9 protein-coding genes are annotated in these 22147 nt (G+C 46.0%); all 9 read right to left on the bottom strand.

Translation table 11 applies throughout. The features are described from left to right. Nucleotides 1-11: 11 nt before the first annotated feature. The 9 genes from ABDW16_RS03135 to ABDW16_RS03095 all read right to left on the bottom strand — a co-directional run bounded on the left by ABDW16_RS03135 (nt 12) and on the right by ABDW16_RS03095 (nt 22137). Nucleotides 12-8936: a gliding motility-associated C-terminal domain-containing protein gene (locus ABDW16_RS03135; protein ID WP_343667660.1), complete on the bottom strand. Its 8925-nt coding sequence runs from the start codon at nt 8934-8936 to the stop codon at nt 12-14. Between the two features lie 38 nt (nt 8937-8974). Continuing rightward, nucleotides 8975-10255, bottom strand: coding sequence for a DUF4302 domain-containing protein (locus ABDW16_RS03130; protein ID WP_343667659.1), 1281 nt, complete (start codon nt 10253-10255; stop codon nt 8975-8977). A gap of 6 nt (nt 10256-10261) precedes the next feature. Further along, nucleotides 10262-11173: a putative zinc-binding metallopeptidase gene (locus tag ABDW16_RS03125; RefSeq protein ID WP_343667658.1), complete on the bottom strand. Its 912-nt coding sequence runs from the start codon at nt 11171-11173 to the stop codon at nt 10262-10264. Between the two features lie 22 nt (nt 11174-11195). Further along, entirely contained in the window at nt 11196-12647 is a 1452-nt protein-coding gene (locus ABDW16_RS03120; protein WP_343667657.1) for a RagB/SusD family nutrient uptake outer membrane protein, read from the bottom strand. A gap of 16 nt (nt 12648-12663) precedes the next feature. Next, nucleotides 12664-16299: a SusC/RagA family TonB-linked outer membrane protein gene (locus ABDW16_RS03115; RefSeq protein WP_343667656.1), complete on the bottom strand. Its 3636-nt coding sequence runs from the start codon at nt 16297-16299 to the stop codon at nt 12664-12666. 413 nt (nt 16300-16712) lie between these two features. After that, on the bottom strand, nt 16713-17711 hold the full coding sequence (locus tag ABDW16_RS03110; RefSeq protein WP_343667655.1) for a FecR domain-containing protein: 999 nt from the start codon (nt 17709-17711) through the stop codon (nt 16713-16715). A gap of 226 nt (nt 17712-17937) precedes the next feature. Then, on the bottom strand, nt 17938-18528 hold the full coding sequence (locus ABDW16_RS03105; protein ID WP_343667654.1) for a sigma-70 family RNA polymerase sigma factor: 591 nt from the start codon (nt 18526-18528) through the stop codon (nt 17938-17940). Nucleotides 18529-18858: 330 nt separating this feature from the next. Next, nucleotides 18859-20943 (bottom strand): T9SS type A sorting domain-containing protein, encoded by a 2085-nt coding sequence (locus ABDW16_RS03100; protein WP_343667653.1) that lies wholly within the window; start codon nt 20941-20943, stop codon nt 18859-18861. Nucleotides 20944-20979: 36 nt separating this feature from the next. Next, complete coding sequence (locus tag ABDW16_RS03095) at nt 20980-22137, bottom strand: carbohydrate-binding protein (protein WP_343667652.1); 1158 nt, start codon at nt 22135-22137, stop codon at nt 20980-20982. Nucleotides 22138-22147 lie beyond the last annotated feature (10 nt).

Genomic DNA, 22147 nt, shown 5'->3' with positions numbered 1-22147 from the left:
TTTTATTAGGCTTACCTGATCAGGTTCACTGAACCCTTTCTATCTACTGCACTACCATCTATCAGTTTCAGTTTTACCACATAGATGTATACACCTGAAGGCTGCGCCTTACTCTTGTAGAAACCATCCCAGCCTACTGACTGGTCATTTGATTCAAAGACTTTCTCACCCCACTGGTTGAACACCATAAAGTGTACTTCGCGGATCACTGCACCATATACTTTCAGTACATCGTTCAGTCCATCGCCATTTGGAGAGAAAGCATTTGGTATATAGATACCATCTGTAAGCGTGATTGCTGACACCGGATCAGAGAGTTTGTCTTCACAACCTTTTACTTTCACAATCAGCGTCACTTCCTGCACCGGTTTCAGGCCGGTCACTATATGTTCTGTACCCTGTGCACCTGATGAAGGCGTGGTCCAGGTAGTGCCACCATCAGTACTTACTTCATAACCAGTTGCACCAGGTATCGCATTCCATTTGAAGCGGATAGTGTTTACACCGATGCTATCTACTTCTACTACAGGTGCGGTGAGCAGCGGCAGTACAGTTAGTGTAGCTGCTGTGCGCGAGGTGCTCACACAACCGTTCTTCATAGCTTCTACATAGTAGATACCAGGAGTCGTTACCGGATTGATGGTGAAGGTGTTGCCGGTATCCAGCAGGGCACCACCGGTCTTCGCATTGAACCAGCTATAGGTTACACCGGTTTCAGGGTCCTTCACGGTGAAGGTTATAGATGAGTTGTAGCAAACAGTGAAGCTATCCGTCACCAGTTTCGCTGCTGTGGGTTCATTGGCTACCACTTCTTTTGCTGTATCACCAATACAACCTTCGGAAGTGATGATGTGCAGTTCTTCTACATAGGTGCCGGCAGCAGGATATTGACGGGTTACCTTTTGTGTAGCTGCTGTTGTACCATCGGCGAAGTTCCACTTCCAGGTATTGATGGCCGCATTGTTTTCGGTGGTTACAGTACCTGTCAGCTCGGCAATGTCAGCCACGCAACCGGAGTAATCCACACTGTAGTCCACCACTGGTTTCCTGATTACCTTGATGGTGAGCATCACTTCGGAAGTGTTGTCACAGCTTTCGATTTCAGGATGCTGCATCTTCATCGGGATGTAGTAGGTACCTGGTGCAGTGAACATGTAATCACCCGTCAGGTCATATTTATAATAGGTCTTGCCATTGGCCACAAGGCTATCCAGTGCTACAGGGTTTGTTTGAGTAACATCGCCTGCTGGCAACAGGTTGCTGACCTGGCTCAGTTCCCATATGATAGAGACTGGTTTGATAGGCAGCATAGCCGTGAAGTGGAATGGTGTGCCGGCACAGGTGTAATTAGAGCTGGTACCGGTACCATAGTTATTGTTGAAGGATGTAGTGGCATTCAGGTTTCTTACCAGTGTACCAGCGTTGAAACCATAGCTTTCTACACTACCCATACCATAAGTAACTGCTGTAAAGGCCGAATCACTGGTTACTATACACTGTGCAGATGCTGCGGACCATCTCTTCACTACTACTGTATATCCCGGTTTGTTAGGATGTGCATAAGTATAGTCGAAGAGATTACTGTTATCAATCAGCAGGGAGCTTAAACCTCCTGTTGGGATAATCAGCGTGAGGTAGTTTACCTCGATCGCATCTACCACATTGCGGTACAGACCTACTGCATTGATACCCTGTTCCAGCGGACTGATATAGAACATTTCAGGATCGCCCATTGAACCGGTATTAGGACAGGCATCTTCGGAAGACATATACTGCGCTACCATGACCGGTTGATTAGCTTCAAGGAAATCGGCAGTATTGCTCTGGTACTGGTAGTAGCGGCCATTGATCAATCCTGTCAGCTGCACATTATTCAGCTTCACAATGGTAGTGGTGTCTTTCACCAGTACACGGAAAATATTGGTAGAGAGTGTAGCAGCATCGTCAGAACTGCTGGTAGGTGCTGTGAGATAGTGCATACCCCATGCCTGTGACGGGAAGTTCTGCTGGATCGCATTATCACCAGAGCTACCGAGCGCACCGTCACAACCTAATGTGGTACGGCTGTTGCCAGAGAAGACAGCTACCGGATAACATTTACCTGCACTGTTGGTGATAGATCTCACCTTACTACCAGACAGGTCATAGCCTTCTGAACCGCTCATGATGGCACCCAGTACCTGGTACACCTGGCCCTTATTCAGTGTCACGGTGAATGGTACCTTGGCTGGTTTGCCTGCCAGTGTAGGTACGGATGGTGTGACTTCTACTACTGTATTATCATTGTCGGCAATGATGTAGAACCAGGAATAAGAACCGGAACTATAGTTCTGACGGGATGTGAGTGCATAGTACTCATAACCGTAAGTTCCTACAGGCAACAGCATCGTTGCACCCGAAGAAGCAGCGCTATAAATGTGGGCATAGGCTACGATAGGCACGTCGCTTTCTATACTGATACCTTGTTCATACAATCCTTCGCCCAACAGACGTGCATCGCTCAATCCTGATTTAGGAATGATGTCTGTAGCGAGTACTGAATTGGCTGGTACTGAATATTCTTTTCTATAGCTGGTACCATGAATCTTCACTACTACATGTGCTGGTTGTTGTGCACTCAGGTACAGCACCATATTCTGAGAGTTATCCACATTCATGTAGTACTGGTGGCCATAGCCTACCCAGAAGCGGGTGCCCCTGTTAGAACTATCCGGCAGTGCAGGGAAGTTAGGTGCATCAGGCTCGCTACCTTTCAGACCGGTATACCTGTCGAGGTATGACAACTGATTTTCAGCAATCGTTTTGAAATCAGTATCTACCTTACTACTATCATTCACCACCCATGCAGAGTCTACATTGGTTCTGCCCAGGTGAATAGTTTTTTCGTCTGTGAATGTACCCTGCCATGAAGGCACATAGTATTGTTTGAAATCAAAGTTGCTGTACTGTCCATTCGCATCTACATCTGTATAGAAGTACATGAATTCCTGTGTTGGATTCAGGTTTGGCGGCTTGATACCAGAATAGCGTTTCAGCGTCAGGGATGCAGGTACTGCACCCGAAGCAGCCCATGTAATTTTCGCTACTGTATCTGTACCGAACATGAACGTCTGGGTAATACCCGGCGACGGAGCAGCTGGTACCGGTGTTAACAACACTGGTTCCACAGCAGGCAGGAACTCATAGGCCCCCATATCAGGTACGCCCTCTGCCAGTGTTTGTGGACGATATGCACCACTAAAATCATGTGCATTGCCTCTCACCTGTACACCACGACCATGAATTGCCCATACTTCAGGATTATTCAGGTCAGGCAGCAGGTTATTATTACCTGCCTCGAATGCTGGTTTGTACACAATGGAATGTATATCCTGATCGGCAGCTGTCACAAAATCATTCAGCGAAGTGTAGTTGGCACCTACACCTGAATTTCTGACCAGGTTTGTACCGGATGTATACAGTGTATTGTAGTCACTGTTGTGATACCCCACATTGGTCACATACATGGCATAACCACCACCGGTATGAGAGAAGATGTTATTTCTGAAGAAGACATTGCTGTATCCGGCAGAAGCGTGACCCAGGTATGCAGCGACATTGTTGGTAGCTGATGTAGCGGCACTCTGTACAGTATTGTTATAGTACACGCTGTTTGCATCACTGCCGCTGTACAGGCCATAGGAACTGCTGCCTGATGTCGCGATATTGATCACGTTGTTAACATTATTCACATAGGTAGAATACTGGTTGTATAAGCCATACATAGAACCGGTATTACCTGTTACCCCAATCACCCTGTTGCCATCCATTTGTGCAGTATCTGCCTGCGATGCATCGCAACTGTAGGTATAAATACCATAGGTAGTGGTGGTGGCATTGCTGATGTTCACCACGTTGTGGTTTGTTTTGAACGCACCGTCGTCGTAGTAGTTGTAGATACCATAAGATGTGCTGGCCAGCGGTGCTGCCATATTCACCGCATTGCCTGTGATGACAATATGATCTACATAAGATGAATAGATACCATTCACATAGGCACCAGTCACGGTATTGCTGTCGATCACAATGGATGCAGCCAGTTCATCCGAGCCTGTACCAGAGATGTAAATACCACTGGCGCCATTTGTGATGGTATTCCCGACAATTGCATTATTGTTTCCTTTAAAGCTGGTGGCATACACACCGGCCATATTTGTACTGTTGGTAGTCGTAGCCGGCATCACCAGATTGTTGGTCAGTAAGCTGTCGTATGCTGTAGTACCGGCCAGTTCTACTACTCTTGCATAGGTAGAGCCGGTAGCTTTAATGGTAATGTTTTTATAAGTCACATAGCTTGCGCTATCCAGTTTCAATACATAGTTAGCAGCCGTAGTAGGTGCAGTTGTGAGTGTTACAGTTGTAGCGTCGCCGGACTGACTACGGAAGGTCACACGGCTGGTATCTGATGCACCTGGTATTTTATGCATACGGATCCGCTCAGTGTAAGTGCCGGGCACTACATCGAAGATCACCCAACCAGCTATACCACATTCCAGTGCTGTCACCGCCTGTTGGAAAGAAGTAAAGTTGCGGTTGCCTGTACCTGCAGGGTTGATGGTATACAACCCTTTCACCAGCGGTGCATTCATGGCCACGGAAGCTACTGTGGAGAATGCGCTGTCAGTGCCACTGCATACGATCTTACAACGGAAGTAGTTGAGCATACCCAGCTCCATCTTATATTGAGATACATACAGGGTATCGGATACATTGATCCATGGACCACTCGCTGTATAAGATGCCTGCCACTGGTAGGTCATGCGGCCACCCGGTGTATTGCTTGTCAGATCGAGGGTGATCTGGGTACCCATACAGATATTGCTGTTTGGCGTTACCACTGCATTACCAGGGTTCAGTGGCGCCACACACGGAACGATGTCTATTTCGTAAGCACCGATATCAGGTGTGGTAGTGCTCCTTGTCTTATGTACAATATCGTTGGTGATGCCTAATGGAATACCTGTATTATCCAGCGGATAGATCACCGGGGTCAGGTTACCATTTGGCGCATCGGCATAGACAGGATCTATACTAATGGTAGCAGCATCCTGGCCTGTGCTGCCTTTCCAGGCTGCCAGTGTAGCCTGGTTACCATTATTGTAACCGATATATTTATTGTTGCCGCCGCCTGCTACAAAGTAATCATTGTGGTCTGCGAAGAACTCTGTACCGGTTGACGACAGGTAAACTGCATATTTATAGTTCGGACCAGAGGTAGTGACGGTAATAATGTTATTCTTGAAATTAATACCAGTAGTTGTACCGGACTGGTAGTAACCTCTTGAATAATAAGAAGAGCTACCGCCGGTATTATCCAGCGAAAGTGTATTGTGGTAGTAATTGATATTAGGTGAATTATAATTGTAGATACCATACTGGTAGCCTGCACCGGTAGTTTTGTACATGATATTGTTAGCTACCAGGATAGGTGTGCTTAAATTGGAAGACACACTGCTGAAGTATATACCGTAGAAGTAACTGGTAGAAGTCAATGCCCCTCCAAATGGATTGGTAAATCTGTTTTCCAGTACATTCAGGTTAGTGTTCTCTCCGTAAGCATACAATCCATAGTAGTAGCTCACATTTGTACGGGTAGGTCGCTGTATGATATTTGCCTTTAACAGTGTACCGGAAGTATATTCCAGGTAAACGCCGTAGTAGTAGAACTCCTGCAGCGTATTGTTAGTGATGGTTGTACTGTATACCGGATCACTGTTATCGCCTACTACAGTAACACTGTAAAAACCACCTGTCACAGTATTGCTGTCAATCACGTTGCCTGTACAGCGGGTAGCACCTGAAGTAGTTGCATCTGCATCAGATGCATTGATCACGATACCTGCGTAGCTGGTATTATACCCATCAGTAGTATTCGTAAGAATGTTACTATGCCTTACCACGTTGCTATCTGCATGATCGATGAATTGTACACCATAGCCGTAAGTACCAGAACCGGTCGCATCGATGTTCAGGCCATCGAAAATGATATGGTCTGTGTGCTTCAGTTTGATGACGGCACGTTCATCGGTGGTATTAGAGCTATAGTGAATAGTATTACCATTACCAAGGAAAGTAATAGTATTGATAGCTGAAGTACCTCTTACAGAATCCAGTGAGAACTGTTCTTCATAAGGCGTACGGCCTGCCACTACATTGAATACCACAGGACCTGAGATACCACACTCCAGGGCAGCTTTTACAGCTGCAAAGCTGGTATAGTTGGTCGCACTGGCTGGTGAGTTTTTATCTACAGTATAAGTATTTGGCGGCAATGCCGGGTTTACCGTAAGCAACACAGGTGTAGCATAAGCAGTATTACCACTACAGGTCACTGCTGCCCGATAGTATAGAGTAGCCGTAGATACAATCACTGTATCCGGGAAGTTGATAGGCGTACCCAGATCCGTCCACGGACCTGTAGCAGTAGTGGAATACTGCCACTGATAGGTTTGCGTGAGACCATTACTATTACCTGAGAGGCTCAGACCTACATTAGTACCCACACATACCGGGTTCCTGTTCACCGTTGCAGTACCTGGCACTGGTGGTGCGGTACATGGATCGGGTGTAAACTCATAGGCGCCCATATCAGGGGTAGATGTACTACGGGTATTGCTGTTGATATCTGCAGCAATACCTACAGGGAACCCTCTGTCATTCACCGTCTGGCTGCTGGGTGCATAGTTGCCATTCGTGCTGTCTTTATAAATAGGATTTGCCGCCAGTGAATTGGCATCCTGTGTAGCAGCGGTTTGCCAGTCAGTTAATGTTGACCTGTTAGCAGAATAATAACCTGTGTAAGCATTAGCTGCCGTTGCAGCCAGGTAGATATTGTTATAATTGGATACGATATCACTGGAAGTAGTATTAAAATAAATACCATGCTTGATATTCTGTCCACCACGGTTGATGGTGATCATGTTATCCCTGAAATAAATGCCTGCGGCCTGGGTGGTCTGGTAAAAACCTCTTGTCACATAAGATGTGCCCGGGGTCGCAGATCCATCCAGTGAAAGGGTATTGTGATAATAGAATACATTGTCTGAAGAACTGTTGTAGAAGCCATATACAGACCCACTACCTGTCAGGTTGTAGATCAGGTTATTGCTCACCACGTTCTCCAACGTGTTCAGCGCATCTACGCTGGTAAAGTAAATACCATAGAATGTGCTGGTGCTGGTGGGGTTACCACCAAATGGGTTAGTGATCCTGTTCGCATTGATGTTCAGCTTTGTGTTCAGGTTCGTCACATAGATACCATAAAAGTTATCTACAGAAGTACGTGAAGGACGGCTGATGATATTTTTCTCAAATGTCAGGTTGAATGCTCCATAGATATAGATACCATAATAGTAGAAGTCCTGGAGTTTGTTGCTGATAATTTTATTGCTGCCATTTGAGTTCGTAGAGCTGGCTACCAGCGTAATGCTGTAGTAACCGCCTATGATCGTATTATTGCTGATAGTATTATTGTCACAGTTGGTAGCACCAGTTCCGGTAGCAGATGTAGCTGAAGCGCTCACGACGATACCTGCAAAATCGGAAGAGGTAGAGGTTGTATTGATAAGGATTTTACAATTGTTGATGGTATTGTAATCCGCATCGTTCATCAGTTGTACCCCAAAGCCATATTGGCCGGAAGTACTGCCTTTGGCCTGAATGACCAGGTCATTGAAGGTGATATAATCTGCGCCATTCAGTTTAATCACTGCTCTTTCTGCACTCGTCGTGCTCAGGTAAGCAATCGTATCGTTATTACCATTGAAGGTTATTGTATTCGTTGCCGATGCACCTGGTACCGGTGTCATGATCAGCTGTTCATTATATGCAGAAGCTGCATTGGCCACTACATTAAATACCACGGCGCCGTCAATACCGCACTTGATATAATTGTATGCGTCATTGAAGGAGGCAAAGTTGCCTGCACCTGTAGGCAATGCCTTATTGATGGTGAAGGTACCATGTACTAGCGATGGGCTTGAGACCTGTACGCTCGTAGAGTTCGCCGAATTACCGCTGGCAGCACAGGTAACCACGCAACGATAATAGGTGGACACAGTCTGCGAGGTAGTAAGTGATGACAATGTATCATTTGGAATATTTGTCCATGTGCTATTGTTTGTAGATGATTGCCACTGGTATTTAAGACCGGAGGCCACCGTTGCACCACTCAGAGAAAGTGTAAAGCTTTCATTCAAACATACGGACGAAGCGCTGCTGGCCGCAGTACCGGCTGTGGGAGTGCCGGTACATGCAGCTGCAGGAGTCCAGTTGAAAATAATGTCAGGGCGGGTTGTCGATGCCGTGCTCACCAGGTTGGTGCCACAGAGGCTGGTACCCGCATCCTGTATATAGGTATGAGACCCATTGAATGCAAGACCTGTCGTGTAAGGAAATATGGGATTATGTGTATAGGAAGATGCACCTCCACATACTTCCACCAGGATATTGTCCGTACCATTCCAGAAAAAACCTGACGGAATGGCGAAGGTATTAAGCCCGACTACCGGCATATAATTCACCGGTCCGAAGAAGTTATTGCCTACGGGTTCATAATATGTATCAGACAGTGAACTTACAGTGGTTCCTACTATCTTGATTGCATATTGTTCTGCGCCGTCCACATCGCTTCCTACGGAGGTGGCGTTAAATTTCACAGCATTGATCATACCAGGGCCCATGCCTTTGGCAGTCAATTCTGAGGCTCGATATAGATATTGTGCCCGGGTAGCTTGATACCAGTCTTGTATAGGACATGGATAAGATGTCGTAGAGTTGCTGCCGTTGCCAAGACCGATAGTAATATCAGACTGTGCACGCAGGCTGATAGCCGGCAGCAACAACAATAACAGGTATAAGACAGCCCCGAGGCGTACAGAAACAGGCTTGGTTCTCATATGGGTTCTCTTTTTCTATTATTTAGGGGGTTAATGCATTAGAATAATTGCCAGCTGATCCAGCTACGCGCATCTTTTACATTCACCATGTCATAGGTATTGTTGTCACTGGTTTGTACAAAGTAGTAACCGGTGCTTTCTGTGATCTTGGTGACAATATTAGATATGGTGGTATTGCTGTAGTCAGGGATCGTGTAGAATGTGCCGCCGTAGGTAAATGTGGCAATGCCGGCAGTACTGAATCTTGCTTTGAAGGCAGGACCATAGTAACTGTTTTCCATGAGTCCATTGAAATCATACCCACTGCTCTGGAAATTGGGATAATAAAACAGGTACTCAAAACCGGAAATGGATTTGAAATTGTAATAGTCATCCTGGCCATCTACATGAATCCCTCTATCCGCGTAGTAATAGTTAGCAGCGTTCAAAGCCGTATTGTACCAGCGGGTACCGGCAGTGCTGTCTACAATGTAGGGCTTCTTGTCACTGGTGATAGTAACAGTTCTGTCATTGACCTTCAGGGTCATGAGCTGGTTTTCTTCTGACCAGGTGGCATCTTCAAATCCATTAATGGTCTCACCGGCATCGGTAAATGGTTTATCAAAAGCCACACCGTTGGGAGTGAAGTAATAACCGGCACTGAATTTTACGTTGGCATTTACGATCTTAATGCTCTTGAATGACGGGTTTACATAGATGTCATAGTCACCTTTGCCCGTGTGTAACTTTTTAAAGTAAGTAAGAAACCGGGAAACCTTTTCAAAATCCCAGTTCCGTTTTCTATCGTAATAATCCTGTGCCTCTTTGGAGGTAGCTTTGACGAGCACGGCCTTGCTGCTATGCTGGCGTCCTGTAAGTTTAATTGTATCACCATTGCTGCTTATGCCATCCAGTATGAACTCAAAGTCGGATAGCAATCCGCCGCCATAATAACCGCCATTTACGCCGGCGTCGGGGTCGCAGAGTATATGAATGTAATTGTAGGTATCAAATAATAAACAAGGCTGCTGCAGGGCTTTCAGCCGGTAACTGCTCTCCTGCATTACAGAGAGCGTAGCCGAATCCCAGTCTGAATACATCTGTACACGATTCGCTGTATCGAAACTGAAATAAAAACTAAAAGGTACTTTGGATATAGCCGAGGGATACACAAGCCCCTTCCATCCATATTCGGCACTGGTAAGCGCAGTACTGTAGGTACTGAGCACTTCGTTAATCCTTTCATCGGGCGATTGTTTAAATACATTATCATCGTCCTTTTTGCAGGCGGCAAAGAATAATGTAGTCAGGAAAATATAGAGATATAAATTTGTTCTCATAAAGCATCAATAAAAAAGTGCGTTAATACTGTCTCTGGTTGCCTTTTGTAAAGCGTAGAAGTCTACGTCGTATGCGGATTTATAGTAGTTCACCACCATCGCTTCCTTTTGCCGCAGGGCGGCTACTGCCTGTGCCTGGGTGGTGCCGTTGTCGCTGGTCTTATCCTCTACGCTATTTACGATCCTGTCAAATCCTTCCTTCCCTTCTATCAGCATAGTAGCAATCATCTCTACGAAATCTTCATTCTCGCTGCTCATGGCATAGGCCGTTACAAAACCATCCTGGTGTGCATCGGAATCGTAGATATTATTCCAGTTTGCCGTATAGAGCCCAACACTGATCTTTTTGAACTCGGTTGGGTACATAATATTCTGGTGAAGAATGTGCCCGAATTCGTGTTCTATTACATGAAAGATCTGCTTCACATTGGCAGTATCACCCAGCTGGTAGCCATCCATGCCCTTGGTACGGAATTCATTCAGCAGGTACATTACTACCTTGCGGCCACCTTCGGCAGTACCCAGGGTGATGGTACCATTGTCATTCCAGCTGGCGCTGCCTGAGAGAATGAAAAATTTGGGAGAATACTTCTTGAAGAAAAGTTCTCCGGCATATTCAATATAATTATCTATCCATACCTTCATAATTGCCTGCATGGCAGGGATCACTACTTCTTCCTTAGGCGGTACCAGTGTTTTGGTCACATCAAATTCAAACTGATCCCATTTGTACTTCACCTCTATGTTGTAAGGCACGGTGAGGGAATCGTACAGCCATTTGTCTAAAGAATCCTCGACCCAGGTGTCTCCACCCAGGCCGGGGATGTCTTGCACACCACTTAGATCATCGTTTTCTTTTGAACAGGCTGCAAGTGCGATCACCAGCAGAAAGAAAAAGAGTGCGTTTAACGGTTTCATATATGCGAAATATTTTTGGTTGTTATCTGGGATTCAAAGCAAGTCCTGCTGTCTGGGCAGACAGTGGTAATTGCAATACACGGCGGTTATCATCGGCAGTTACAGTCACCTTATTGCCATAAATATCATAGTGGTTCACGGTGATACCATACCGTTGTATATCAAACCAGCGATGCCCTTCCTGTAAAAACTCTGCTCTCTTGAAACCAAGGATGGTATTCAGCAAAGCATTCCTGCTGTTTGAAGTACCATAGAAAGTCTGTGCCTTGGCAATGGTCACCGCATGCTCAGTGGCGTCATAGTTCACGATACGCTTGCTGGCAAAGAGGTTCAGGTCAGCCAGCACATCACTGGTATTGCCTAAATAAAGATTGGCCTCTGCCCTGTTGAACAATACTTCTTCTGTGGTAAACAGCGGCACCATCACATAGGGATCACCGATCGTCGCATTCACGGATGCCTTCACGAAGTATTCTGTCAGCTTGGGTACAAAGTAGTCGCGGGTACCATAGTAGTATATTGGATACGTGTAGTTACCACCTGTTACATTACTTCCCAGCACGGCGAACTCTATGCTTTGATTCATACCAAAGCGGTATTGCGCTACATATCGCCCATATAGTGACTGCGTTTCTACCAGCAGCAGGTTACATTTTTCGGTCGCGCGGGCATAGGTTTCCCACAGCATGGATGGGGTCATCGTTCTGTAAGTGGTATTCCATGGGCGCATGTAACCGGCCAGGTCATTGTTAGGGAAAGTCTTGTTGGCAAACTCCACCACCTTTGCATAATCTTTTTTAAACAGGTAGAACCTGGTAGCAAAGGCGTAAGCCGCCGATTTATTGAAGTGGTAATGAGGAACGTCGTATTTTTCGTCGTTAATGAGCGGAATGCCGGCCAGTAAATCTCTCTCAATCTTATCATACACATCGGCAACCGTGCCACGGTCGTATTGTTTGAATACCACCGTTTCAGGCTCCGTTACATACGGAATGCCCGGATCAGTAGCTGCTGTGGCAGCATTATAGAATTTGGAGAAGAATGTCACCAGCATAAAATGAGCATATGCCCTGGCTACCAGCGCCTCTCCTTTTTGCGCCTGGTACTGCGTGGTGTCAGTAGCTTTTTCACATGCCTTGAGTGCATTGTTACAGGCAGCGATGGCTTTGTAGCATGCTGTCCAGTACCACTCAGGAGAATCTTCCTTGATGTCGTTTACATCATTGAAGAAATATGGATCTTCATTTGTCCTTTCTATTTGCCCGGCCCCTTTGTCTGTTGCATTGTCAGACATCGCTTCACAAAACACAATGTAGTTGGCCTGCGGATACGCAGTGCCTAACAACTGGGATACCTTTTGCGGTGTATTTAATTCTGTCCAGGTACTATCAGGAGATTGGTCCAGGTATTTACTGCAGCTACTCATAGCAAGCAGGCCCAGACTGATCAATGATACCCGTGTAAAATTTTTCATGTTAGTCTTCTTCTTTTTAGAGTCCTACTTTTAATGAAAGTGTAAATTGCTTTTGAATAGGTTGTGCTACCCCGCCCGTGTTGAAGAATTCAGGATCCTGTCCTCTCAGCTTGCTGTCTGAATAAATCAGCCATGGATTGATGGCAGCCCCTGTTACTGACAGGTTATTCAGCCCGGCCCTTTTGACTAAATGCTGCGGCAGCTGATACGTGAGGGATACTGTTTTCAAACGGATCATATCGCCTTTGGCCACTCTATCGGTCGAATAGTTATAGTTGTTATATGGATAAGTACCGTAAATCACATTTTGCTCCAGTGCATCGAGTATAGATGGTGTTCTTGTCACTGTTTCATCACCAGGCATTACCCAACGGTCGTAGAACTCTTTGGGCATTGCATCCAGGTCAGAATAGTTTGTCTTGAACGCAGGGTACAGGCGGATCTTGTTGCCCCACTGGTAAGTGATAAAAACATTCAGGGATAAATTCTTGTAATGGAAAGTGTTAGACAGACCACCGTTGGCCGGGGGATCTACCGGGCCCTCATATACGAGGTGAGAAGTATTCAGATCCTGCAGGTACACATCCGCACTGATTTCGCCATCCTGGTTGAGGAAACGGGGATAACCATTCTTTGGATCCAGCCCTTCGTATTTGATAGAAAACAACCCTCTTACCGGGTATCCTTCTTTATTACCACCTTCTGGCACTACCAGGTCAAAAATGGCAGGGATGTTCTTTGCATTGGTGATCTTGTTGGTGTTGTAACCGAAGGTCACATTCGCCTTCCAGCCCCAATCCTTTTTACGGATCACATCACCACCTACCATCACTTCAATCCCTTTGGAATTCATATCTGCATAGTTGGCTGCTTTGTATAGCTCCCCGCCAATGCCTGATGTCTTGATCAGGCTGATCAGGTCAAAGCTCTTTTTCCTGTAAGCATCGATAGAGAAATTGAGTCGTCTGTCGAAGAAGGTACCATCCAGGCCAATGTTTGTTGTGTACATCTTCTCCCAGGTAAGGTCGTCGTTCTGCAGGTGTGCAATTTTAATGACTGATTCTACTTCATCCAGGTGACCACGGTTGGTATTGACGGTCTGGTATACAATGTTGGAGTTGGTAGCAGGTCCCATACTGGCTGTCAGACCATAACTTGCGCGCAATGCCAGGTAATCTACCCAGGTAACCTGTTTCATAAAACCTTCCTTGTCTATGTTCCAGCTTCCCGATATACTCCACGTAGGCAACCAGCGGGCATTTTTAGAACGCCCCAGTTTGTTCGATCCATCATAGCGGGTAGTACCAGTCAGGTTGTATTTCTCTTTGAAAGCATAAGTAGCAGTGGCATAAAATGCTGCAAAGCGATCGTAGTCCTGGCTCATGCCATAGTAAGGGAAATTGCTTTCAATCGTCTGCTTCAGAATGCGGGGATCTGTGAATGCCACACCACCGTTATCATACTGGTAACCATAACCTGTGTTGGATGAGTTCTGCCTGTCAGCATACTTTACCTGCTGCCCTACCAGCACATTCAGGTTATGCCTGTCTGCCACATTGAGGGAGTAGTTCAGGCTGTTGCGAAAATCATAGTTCACCAGCAGGTCTTCTGTACGGTTGTAAAAACCACCGTAAGGCAATACCACCTGTGGCAATGCATCAGGGTTGTCCGGGTCGCGATAGAGGAACTTATTGTTCTCAGCAATGGTAGAATTGCCGTCTGCACGGTAAGCATTCGCCATGTTACTGTTTTCCGTGATCTGGTGTTCGCGTGAAGATTTTACATAGCGCAGGGCGCCTACAAGTTCATAGCGGAGGTTCTTCGTGAGCTTCCATGAAAAATCTCCCTGCAGGCGCAGGTCCATCATGTTTATTTTGAGGTAGTTATTTTCTACTTCAGTCAGGATGTTGAACGGTGCAAAGTTTCTTCTGAAATATTCTCTCTTACCGCTTTCATCGAAGGCTGTCAGCGTACGGCTGGTATTCAGTGCATAGCTGAATGGATTGATATCAAAGTCGCGGTCATATTGCCCCTCCACCGGGTTGCTGGTACGGCTCAGGGCACCGGGGGCTTTTTGCTGACGTACGGAGCCTAAGACAGAGAAGCCGGCCGTGACCTTGTCAGACAACTTATAGTTGTTCCTGAAGTTAAGTGTGTACCGGCTTACCCTGTCGGCTACCGTCCAGCCATTATCGTGATAATAGCTGGTGGAGAAATAGGACTGAGACTTGTCTGTACCGGAGGAGATACTGAGGGAGTGCTCCTGGATAAAGCTGGTGCGGAACAGGATGTTGAACCAATCCGTATTGGCAGAAGCATATCTCAGCAGGAAATTCCTTTTCGCCTCCGGGGTGTTTTCTAATGGAAAGTCACCGTTGTCATCTGCATTCAGTCTTTCGTACATCTTTCCATAAACCCCGTTATCAGCACGGGAAAGGATATCTGAAGTCAGCGCGCCTTTGCGTTCCAGTTCTGCCAGTACTGACATCTGCTGGGCTGAGTTCATGATATTATAATTACCATAATTGGGTTTCAGCTGTGTGCTGTAGTTGCCGCTGTATACGATAGAGGGCGTACCTACTTTTCCTTTCTTCGTAGTGATCACCACTACCCCATTCATAGCGCGGGCGCCATAGAGTGCGGTAGCAGCAGCATCTTTCAGAATGTCGAAGCTCTCAATATCGTTAGGGTTCAGACCAGCTACAGAAGAACCCATCAGGGTAGTAGGATCGCCGCTGGAAAGCTGGTCGTTGGAGATGTTCACCACGTCTTCCAGTACCACACCGTCTACCACCCACAGCGGTTTGTTGTCACCATTGATAGAAGTAGCACCACGTACACGGATTTTAGGTGCAGAACCAAATGTGCTGGATACGTTTTGAATAGACACACCGGCTACGCGACCTTCCAGCATACGGCTCACATCGGGCATACCGTCAATCTTCGCATCTTCCATTTTAATACGGGTAGCAGCACCGGAAAACTTATTCTTATCGATGTTCTGAAACCCTGTTACAACTACTTCCTGTAGTTTGGTTGTTTTCTCTTTCAGGAGCACGGTCAGCAACTCACCTTTGAAGGTGGCCAGCGGAATCTCCTGCGATTCATAGCCAGTAAAATTGATAACCAGTACGGCATTTGCCGGAATATTTTTCAGCTCGAACACACCTTTGTCGTTGGTAGTAGTCCCCCTGGTTGTCCCCTTGATCATTACTGCCACACCTGGCAATGGTTCTTTGTTTGCGGTGAGCACTACACCTTTAATGTCCTGTGTGCGGAAAGCCACTGCATGGCCTGTGCTGGTCACGCTTGAGTTGATTTTTTTGTCTGCCTGCCGGATGATGATACGATCATACAGTACGGTATACGACAGTGAATAAGGTTTTAATAATCTATTGAGGAGCGTCCCTACCTTTTCATTATGAGCATTCACATCGACCTTGTCGATGGCGGTGACAGAGTTGCCAGCGTATATAAATGATACGTCGGCGAGATTCCCGATCTTGTCCAATGCTTCTTTTAACAATACATCTTTTAACTCAAGGGATATTTTCTTCTCCAGTGCATCCTGTATACCAAAACCGGCAGCGTGTATACATAACAGGGACGCGAACACGGTTAGTTGAAGGAATAGGGTCGCCTTTTTAAGCATTGGTCATAAATTGTTTTGTGCGTTTCAGGAAATAGAGTGCCCATTCCGGCTCTTGTGAAGCCAGGGCAATAGCGCACCTGCTGCGGTGCAGTACATGTTTTTTTCATGGATTAACCGATTTTTAGAAAATGGTTACCCGGACGGCGTGCGTTTAGATTTCGTCATGTTTTTGCGATTCATTTTGGTTGTTGCAATGTTTGCATTTCACAGTAAAATGGCTAACCTTGGTTGGGTTTCACAGTGATTACAACAGGCCGATTGTAATCAGGCAGTACAGGGTCCGGATGCCGGCCTGTAGCGGGGTGCGTACTAAACCCCGGCAGGCATTCTTTCACAGTACAAAATGCTGGTCCTATCCTCTCATAAGGTTGTCTCGGTTAACTGCTTGTGTTTGTTTTTTCCTACTTTCTTTTCTACCGGCAGCTACCTCCACTGATGGTGAATCCGTTTCCGGTGCTGTCCTTATTGATTCTGGCGTTCAACGATAAAGCAATTACGTTCAGGGCTTTCTCCGGCTCATCAATAGTATTGAAGTCACCATAAAAGGCGCAATGCTGTAAGCGTTTGTCTACTGTAACATTAATATTGTAATACCTTTGCAGGTCGTTTACCACTTTCATGAGCTCAGTGCCATCATATGCGAATCGGCCCTGTTGCTTCTGTAAATAAAATCTCGCATCATCGGAAGCATCTGACATTTGCAGTTGGTCGGTAGTTTTGTTGTATACGGCTCTTTTATTGGCGGTGAGAATCACTTCCTGACCATCATTACGATTTCCATCTATAGCCTGTACCTGTACCATTCCTGTCAAAACCACTACTTTTGCTTCCCGGGCATCCCGGGCTTCTATATTAAAAGAAGTACCCAGTACCCGTGTATTTATTAATGGAGACGCGACGATGAAAGGATGTGCATTGTCGTGCTGTACATCGAACAGCGCCTCTCCTGACAATGCCACTTCGCGCTCCGCTTTACCATAATCTCCTTTATATTTTAATGAGGATCGGGGTTCCAAAAATACCTTCGATCCATCGGGCAACGTCACTTGCTTTCGTTGCGCTCCTGATAATACAATCAATTCGTTTACAGGTGGGTGAGAGACCCTGTAGTACCCAATGCCTGCCGCCAGTACCAGCATAGCCGCTGCCGCTACCTTCCACCATAGCCTTCTTACTATCGGTTGTGGCTTTGGTGCGATGCGCTGATGAATATTTTTCAATATCCTCTCAGCGTCCTCCCTGGCCAGTATCGGCTCGGCTGTAAACAGGTCCGCGTTGAATTCAGCTGCGGCAAATTCCTGTAATTCCGTAAGATCTTTTTCATCCAAATATTGCAGAAACCACGCTCTGTCCTCCTGTGTCCAGTTCCTATTATGCAACAGATGTTTGAAGTATTCCTTCCTGTTCTGCACTATTTTGATTGCTTATTTACACTAAATACGTAAGGGTGGTTTTTGTGGGTGGGTGGTTTTTGAAAAAAATTTACATATTCTTAATACTAATATGTTGGGACCAAAGATTTGTGAAAAGATACAGTTGTATATTGCAGATATTACGGTGTATTTTTATGCAGGTATATACGAAAAAAAACAGGCCCTCCTGTAGAGAGGGCCTGATCAAGATAGCTTAAAGGTTCTCCTAGTCGTGATAATTCAGGAAAAGGAGGAATAATACTATGTATTTATGTTCTTTGTTTTTTTGAATATATTCATTCAGTTTAGCCATCGCTATCGACAGATGTTCCTTCACCGTATTCCGGGAAATATTCATCTCCGCCGCGACTTCTTCATATGTCTTCCCCTCCAGCTTACACATCGTTACGATCTTTCGCTTTTTGGGAGATAACTGTGCAATCGCCTCTTCGAGTAACTGATACTGCTCTTCATACACATTCTTATTATCCAGCCCCAGGTCATCGTCAGGATTTATATTATATAGCTCTTTGTGAATGGTTTGTTCGCGCAGCTTGCGCCTTACATAGTCGACCGATAAATTAAAACTGATTACAAATAGCCATCCGGCCACCGACTGGGTAGCATTAATTTCCTTTCTCTTCTCCCACAACCTGGTAAACACCTCCTGGAGAATATCCTCAGTTCCAATAGGTTCCTTTACAAACTTGAAAATGTTACGGTACACTGCCTGGTGATATTTCCAGTACAGCGAATCAAAAGCACTTACATCGTCCTGTTGTAACAATACTACTAACTCGGCATCTTGTGTATTCATATCACGACATTTATATAATCTGTATTTGTCTAATACAAATTATATGGCTGTTTAAATGGGTCCGGGTTTCAATACAATGGCTCCATCAATCCGACAGATAAAATAGTAACATTTCTTTTTATTGTGCACTATTTTATCATAAAAAATTAAATTAAAACTAATTGAAATGTATTTACCCCTGTAACATCGATGCAAAGTAATGTACGTATTAAAAAGCAAAACCACCTGTTAACAATGTAACCGGTGGTTTTACTATTGGCAGGGTTTGCTCGTTACAACGCAGCCACGCTGCAACTGCTTTCCGCGCCGTTTTCGCTTAGCAATTCATCATCAGTATTTTACAATCTTTCTTGTTTCTGTTTCAACACCATTGAATACTCTTACCAGGTAAACACCAGGCGCTGCTTTGGACAGATCTACCTTCTCACCGCTTACTATGCGTTTTGGTGCCAGGATAGTTCTGCCATCCAGGGTGTAGATGCTTACATATAGGTAGCCATCCTTGGCCGGTGCTTTTACCTGTACTTCGTTGGCAGTTGGGTTAGGCGTAACAGTGAGGGATGTAGACAGTTTAGTCTCTTCCGTTACACCATCCTGTACTTTCTCTGCAGAAGCAGCAGTAGCAGGTGCAGCGGTACGGGCAGCAGAGGCTGTAGAAGCACGTACTACCAGTGACGTAGTCCAGTCATTCAGGTTCACAGTAGAACCGTCAGACAAACCTATTGATACCAGGCAGGACCAGTCGCCCCTGAACAGGTAAGCATCACCAGCGAAGTTGATATCCTTGTACAGGATCACTTCGTAACCGCTTGCAATCTTAATAGAAGAAACATCGTCGTTCGCTGCACCCAGTGCAATCAGGTCAGCCATGTTGTAGCTACCCACGCCCAGCGTAATTGCATAGCCGCCATAGTTACAATCTTTATAGATAGTAGCTGCAGCTGTAGAAGGGGTAGGCACTGTACCCGTAATCTGGTAACTACCCAGTGAACCATAATTGGAATAACCGGTAGTAGCAGGATCCAGGTAACCGGTACCCGTGATAGATACATAATAAGTACCTGCTGTAAGCGTTGCACTCAGTGTAGCAGGCAGTCCGGAAGGATTACCAGTCGCTACTACAGTGCCACTGCTGTTGTACAAAGTTGCAAGTATATCCAGGTTTGGCTGACGTGTAGGGGTTGCTATGCTCAGGGACAATGCACCACCACCAGTAGTGAAGGAGAAGAAGTCCAGGTCGCCTGTACGCTCAATCACACCACTTTTATTTACAGCGCCACTGGTGCTTACTCCCAGTGAAGCAGCAGTTCCAATGGAACCACCATAATCGTCTGCTCTGTAACCTACACCATAAGTAGAGCTGGCAATTTTAGCCAGGTCATCTTCTGTATTGTTTGCATACTGATACTCACCTTTACTCCAATGTACAACTGGTACATAGTAACCTGCCCCCATGATGGGTGCCCAGGTACCATTACCCAGATAGTAACCTTCAGAAGGATTGGTACGACCATCATGACCCAGACCAAATGTATGGCCTATTTCATGTGAGGCTGCATCACCGGCACCTTTTACACCACCATTAAATACCCAGCAGGGTGTTTCATTACCCCAGTTGAATGAACCGATGTAAGCCACCCCACCGCTGCCGGGAGCAGCTGTGTTGGTAGGTGTGAAAATGCAACGCATTCTTCTGTTGGCAGGATATGAATTGTACACTGCTTCATCGTTCGTGATATTCAGTTGGAATGGGCGGTAGTCTTCACTTACCAGTTCCCATACTTCCAGCTGTTGCGCATCAGTCAGGTTAGCTGCTGCAGCATTGATGGTCACACCATTGTTCCAGTAAGAACTGGTTACAACCTGGCCATCGAAATCCAGCAGTACCACACCATTGGCATTTGGCAGACTTTGCAGGGAACCCAGTGCAGCTACACTGCTGGTAGCAGTAGCAGACGCCACCTTAGCACCACCCTGAGGAGCAGGTGCCGGTGTGTAATCGATACAAAGGATAGAATCAAGTGGTACCTGTTTCACATAGGCAGTACCGTTTTCAGTATAATATTTATAACCGGTTTTGGTTTTACGGAGAATCACGAAACCACGTACATCTTCCCCTTTTACTTCCAGGTAGAAAGATGAACCCGCTACACCATCAATCTCACCGGCCATGAATTCCTCAGTTTTATTATCTGTACGACGGGCGTTTACCTTACCAGTCAATACAGTATTAGGACCTACTTTTAATTCTGCAGCGCTGGTCAAACGTGCATTTGAAGATTTTGCCTGTGCCCTGATATCGTCGCGAAGGCCCGCAGGAGAGCCTAAGCGATACGGTTGTTGTTGCCCGAAAGCAAGTGCTGCCGACATCATCAGCATGGTTGCGCCAGATAGAAATTTTACAATTGTGCTCATAAGGGTTTGCGTTGATAGATTAAAACAAATGCTCTTTTACAGTTTTGTAATCTTGAACCAATTCAGGTTCCAGCCTCCGGATTGGGCGTAGATACCGAAGTTGTACGTACCGGCATTGATGGTTACGGTATGGGAAATCGTAGTCCAGTTCTGCCAGCCACCTGTAGATGGTACATCCAGGTAACCTAATACGGTGGAACCTGCATTCAGGTCAAGAGAGAGACGTCCGCCACCACTCAATGAAGCTACACGGTATTCAATTTTGTAAGTACCGGTAGTAGGGATAGTAATGCTGTTGTAAGCCATCCAATCGCCGGTGTCGATGTAACCTACGTTTGAACCACCATTGGTATCGGTAGTTGTTTCAGTTTGTACACCAGACATAGAGCTGTAAGATTCTGCTTCTACCTGTTTGGTAAATGAGCTGGTACCACCATCCTGGTATACCCTTACATAATCCACATACATCTTGGCCGGGAATGCAGCATTATTGATGTTGAAACCTGGCCAGTTACCGCCAATAGCGAAGTTCAGGATGATGAAGAATGCCTTCTGGAATTCTTCAGTACTGCCTACGTTGTTAGCGATGTTGATTTCATTGTACTGTGCACCATCTACGAACCACCTGATATAGGTAGGGGTCCACTCGATGGAATAAACGTGGTAACCGGTCACGGACACAGGAGTGTTGCTGCCGTAATCGGCCTGACCACCATTGGTGCCTACCCAGTGTACAGTACCATACACGTTGGCATCGGTGTTAATGTGTTCCATGATATCGATTTCACCGCAGGCCGGCCAGCCTACAGAGCCGATATTGTTGCCCAGCATCCAGAATGCAGGCCATGAACCAGAGAAAGAGGGCAGTGCTATACGGGCTTCAATCTTGCCGTATGTCCATGATTTTTTGCCCTGAGTCTTCATACGGGTGGAAGTGTAACTGGCTCCGCCGTAGCTCTCGTTTTTTGCGGTAATCACCAGCTGACCATTCTCGATACTGGCATTCTCTGCCCGGTAGTATTCCAGCTCGTTATTGCCCCAGCCGCCGGCACCTGTCTCGAATACCCAATCAGCACCAATGCTGTTGGTGAATTCGTCTGACCATACCAGTTGCCAGTTTTGTGCCATGGCAGCGCTACCTGTCAGCGCCAGCATAGCGGTTAACAATAGAGGGAATTTCAAGGATCGAATCATAATTGAGGGT

It is taken from the genome of Chitinophaga sp. (genome assembly GCF_039596135.1).
In the GTDB taxonomy this organism is placed as follows: domain Bacteria; phylum Bacteroidota; class Bacteroidia; order Chitinophagales; family Chitinophagaceae; genus Chitinophaga.
Note: the sequence above shows the minus strand (reverse complement) of the source record. Positions and strands in the feature narration are given on the sequence as shown.

What these genes read in the sequence shown, in the direction of transcription:
- ABDW16_RS03135 (WP_343667660.1), bottom strand. Translation starts at nt 8,936, where the DNA reads ATGAGAACCAAGCCTGTTTCTGTACGCCTCGGGGCTGTCTTATACCTG.
- ABDW16_RS03130 (WP_343667659.1), bottom strand. Translation starts at nt 10,255, where the DNA reads ATGAGAACAAATTTATATCTCTATATTTTCCTGACTACATTATTCTTT.
- ABDW16_RS03125 (WP_343667658.1), bottom strand. Translation starts at nt 11,173, where the DNA reads ATGAAACCGTTAAACGCACTCTTTTTCTTTCTGCTGGTGATCGCACTT.
- ABDW16_RS03120 (WP_343667657.1), bottom strand. Translation starts at nt 12,647, where the DNA reads ATGAAAAATTTTACACGGGTATCATTGATCAGTCTGGGCCTGCTTGCT.
- ABDW16_RS03115 (WP_343667656.1), bottom strand. Translation starts at nt 16,299, where the DNA reads ATGCTTAAAAAGGCGACCCTATTCCTTCAACTAACCGTGTTCGCGTCC.
- ABDW16_RS03105 (WP_343667654.1), bottom strand. Translation starts at nt 18,528, where the DNA reads ATGAATACACAAGATGCCGAGTTAGTAGTATTGTTACAACAGGACGAT.
- ABDW16_RS03100 (WP_343667653.1), bottom strand. Translation starts at nt 20,943, where the DNA reads ATGAGCACAATTGTAAAATTTCTATCTGGCGCAACCATGCTGATGATG.
- ABDW16_RS03095 (WP_343667652.1), bottom strand. Translation starts at nt 22,137, where the DNA reads ATGATTCGATCCTTGAAATTCCCTCTATTGTTAACCGCTATGCTGGCG.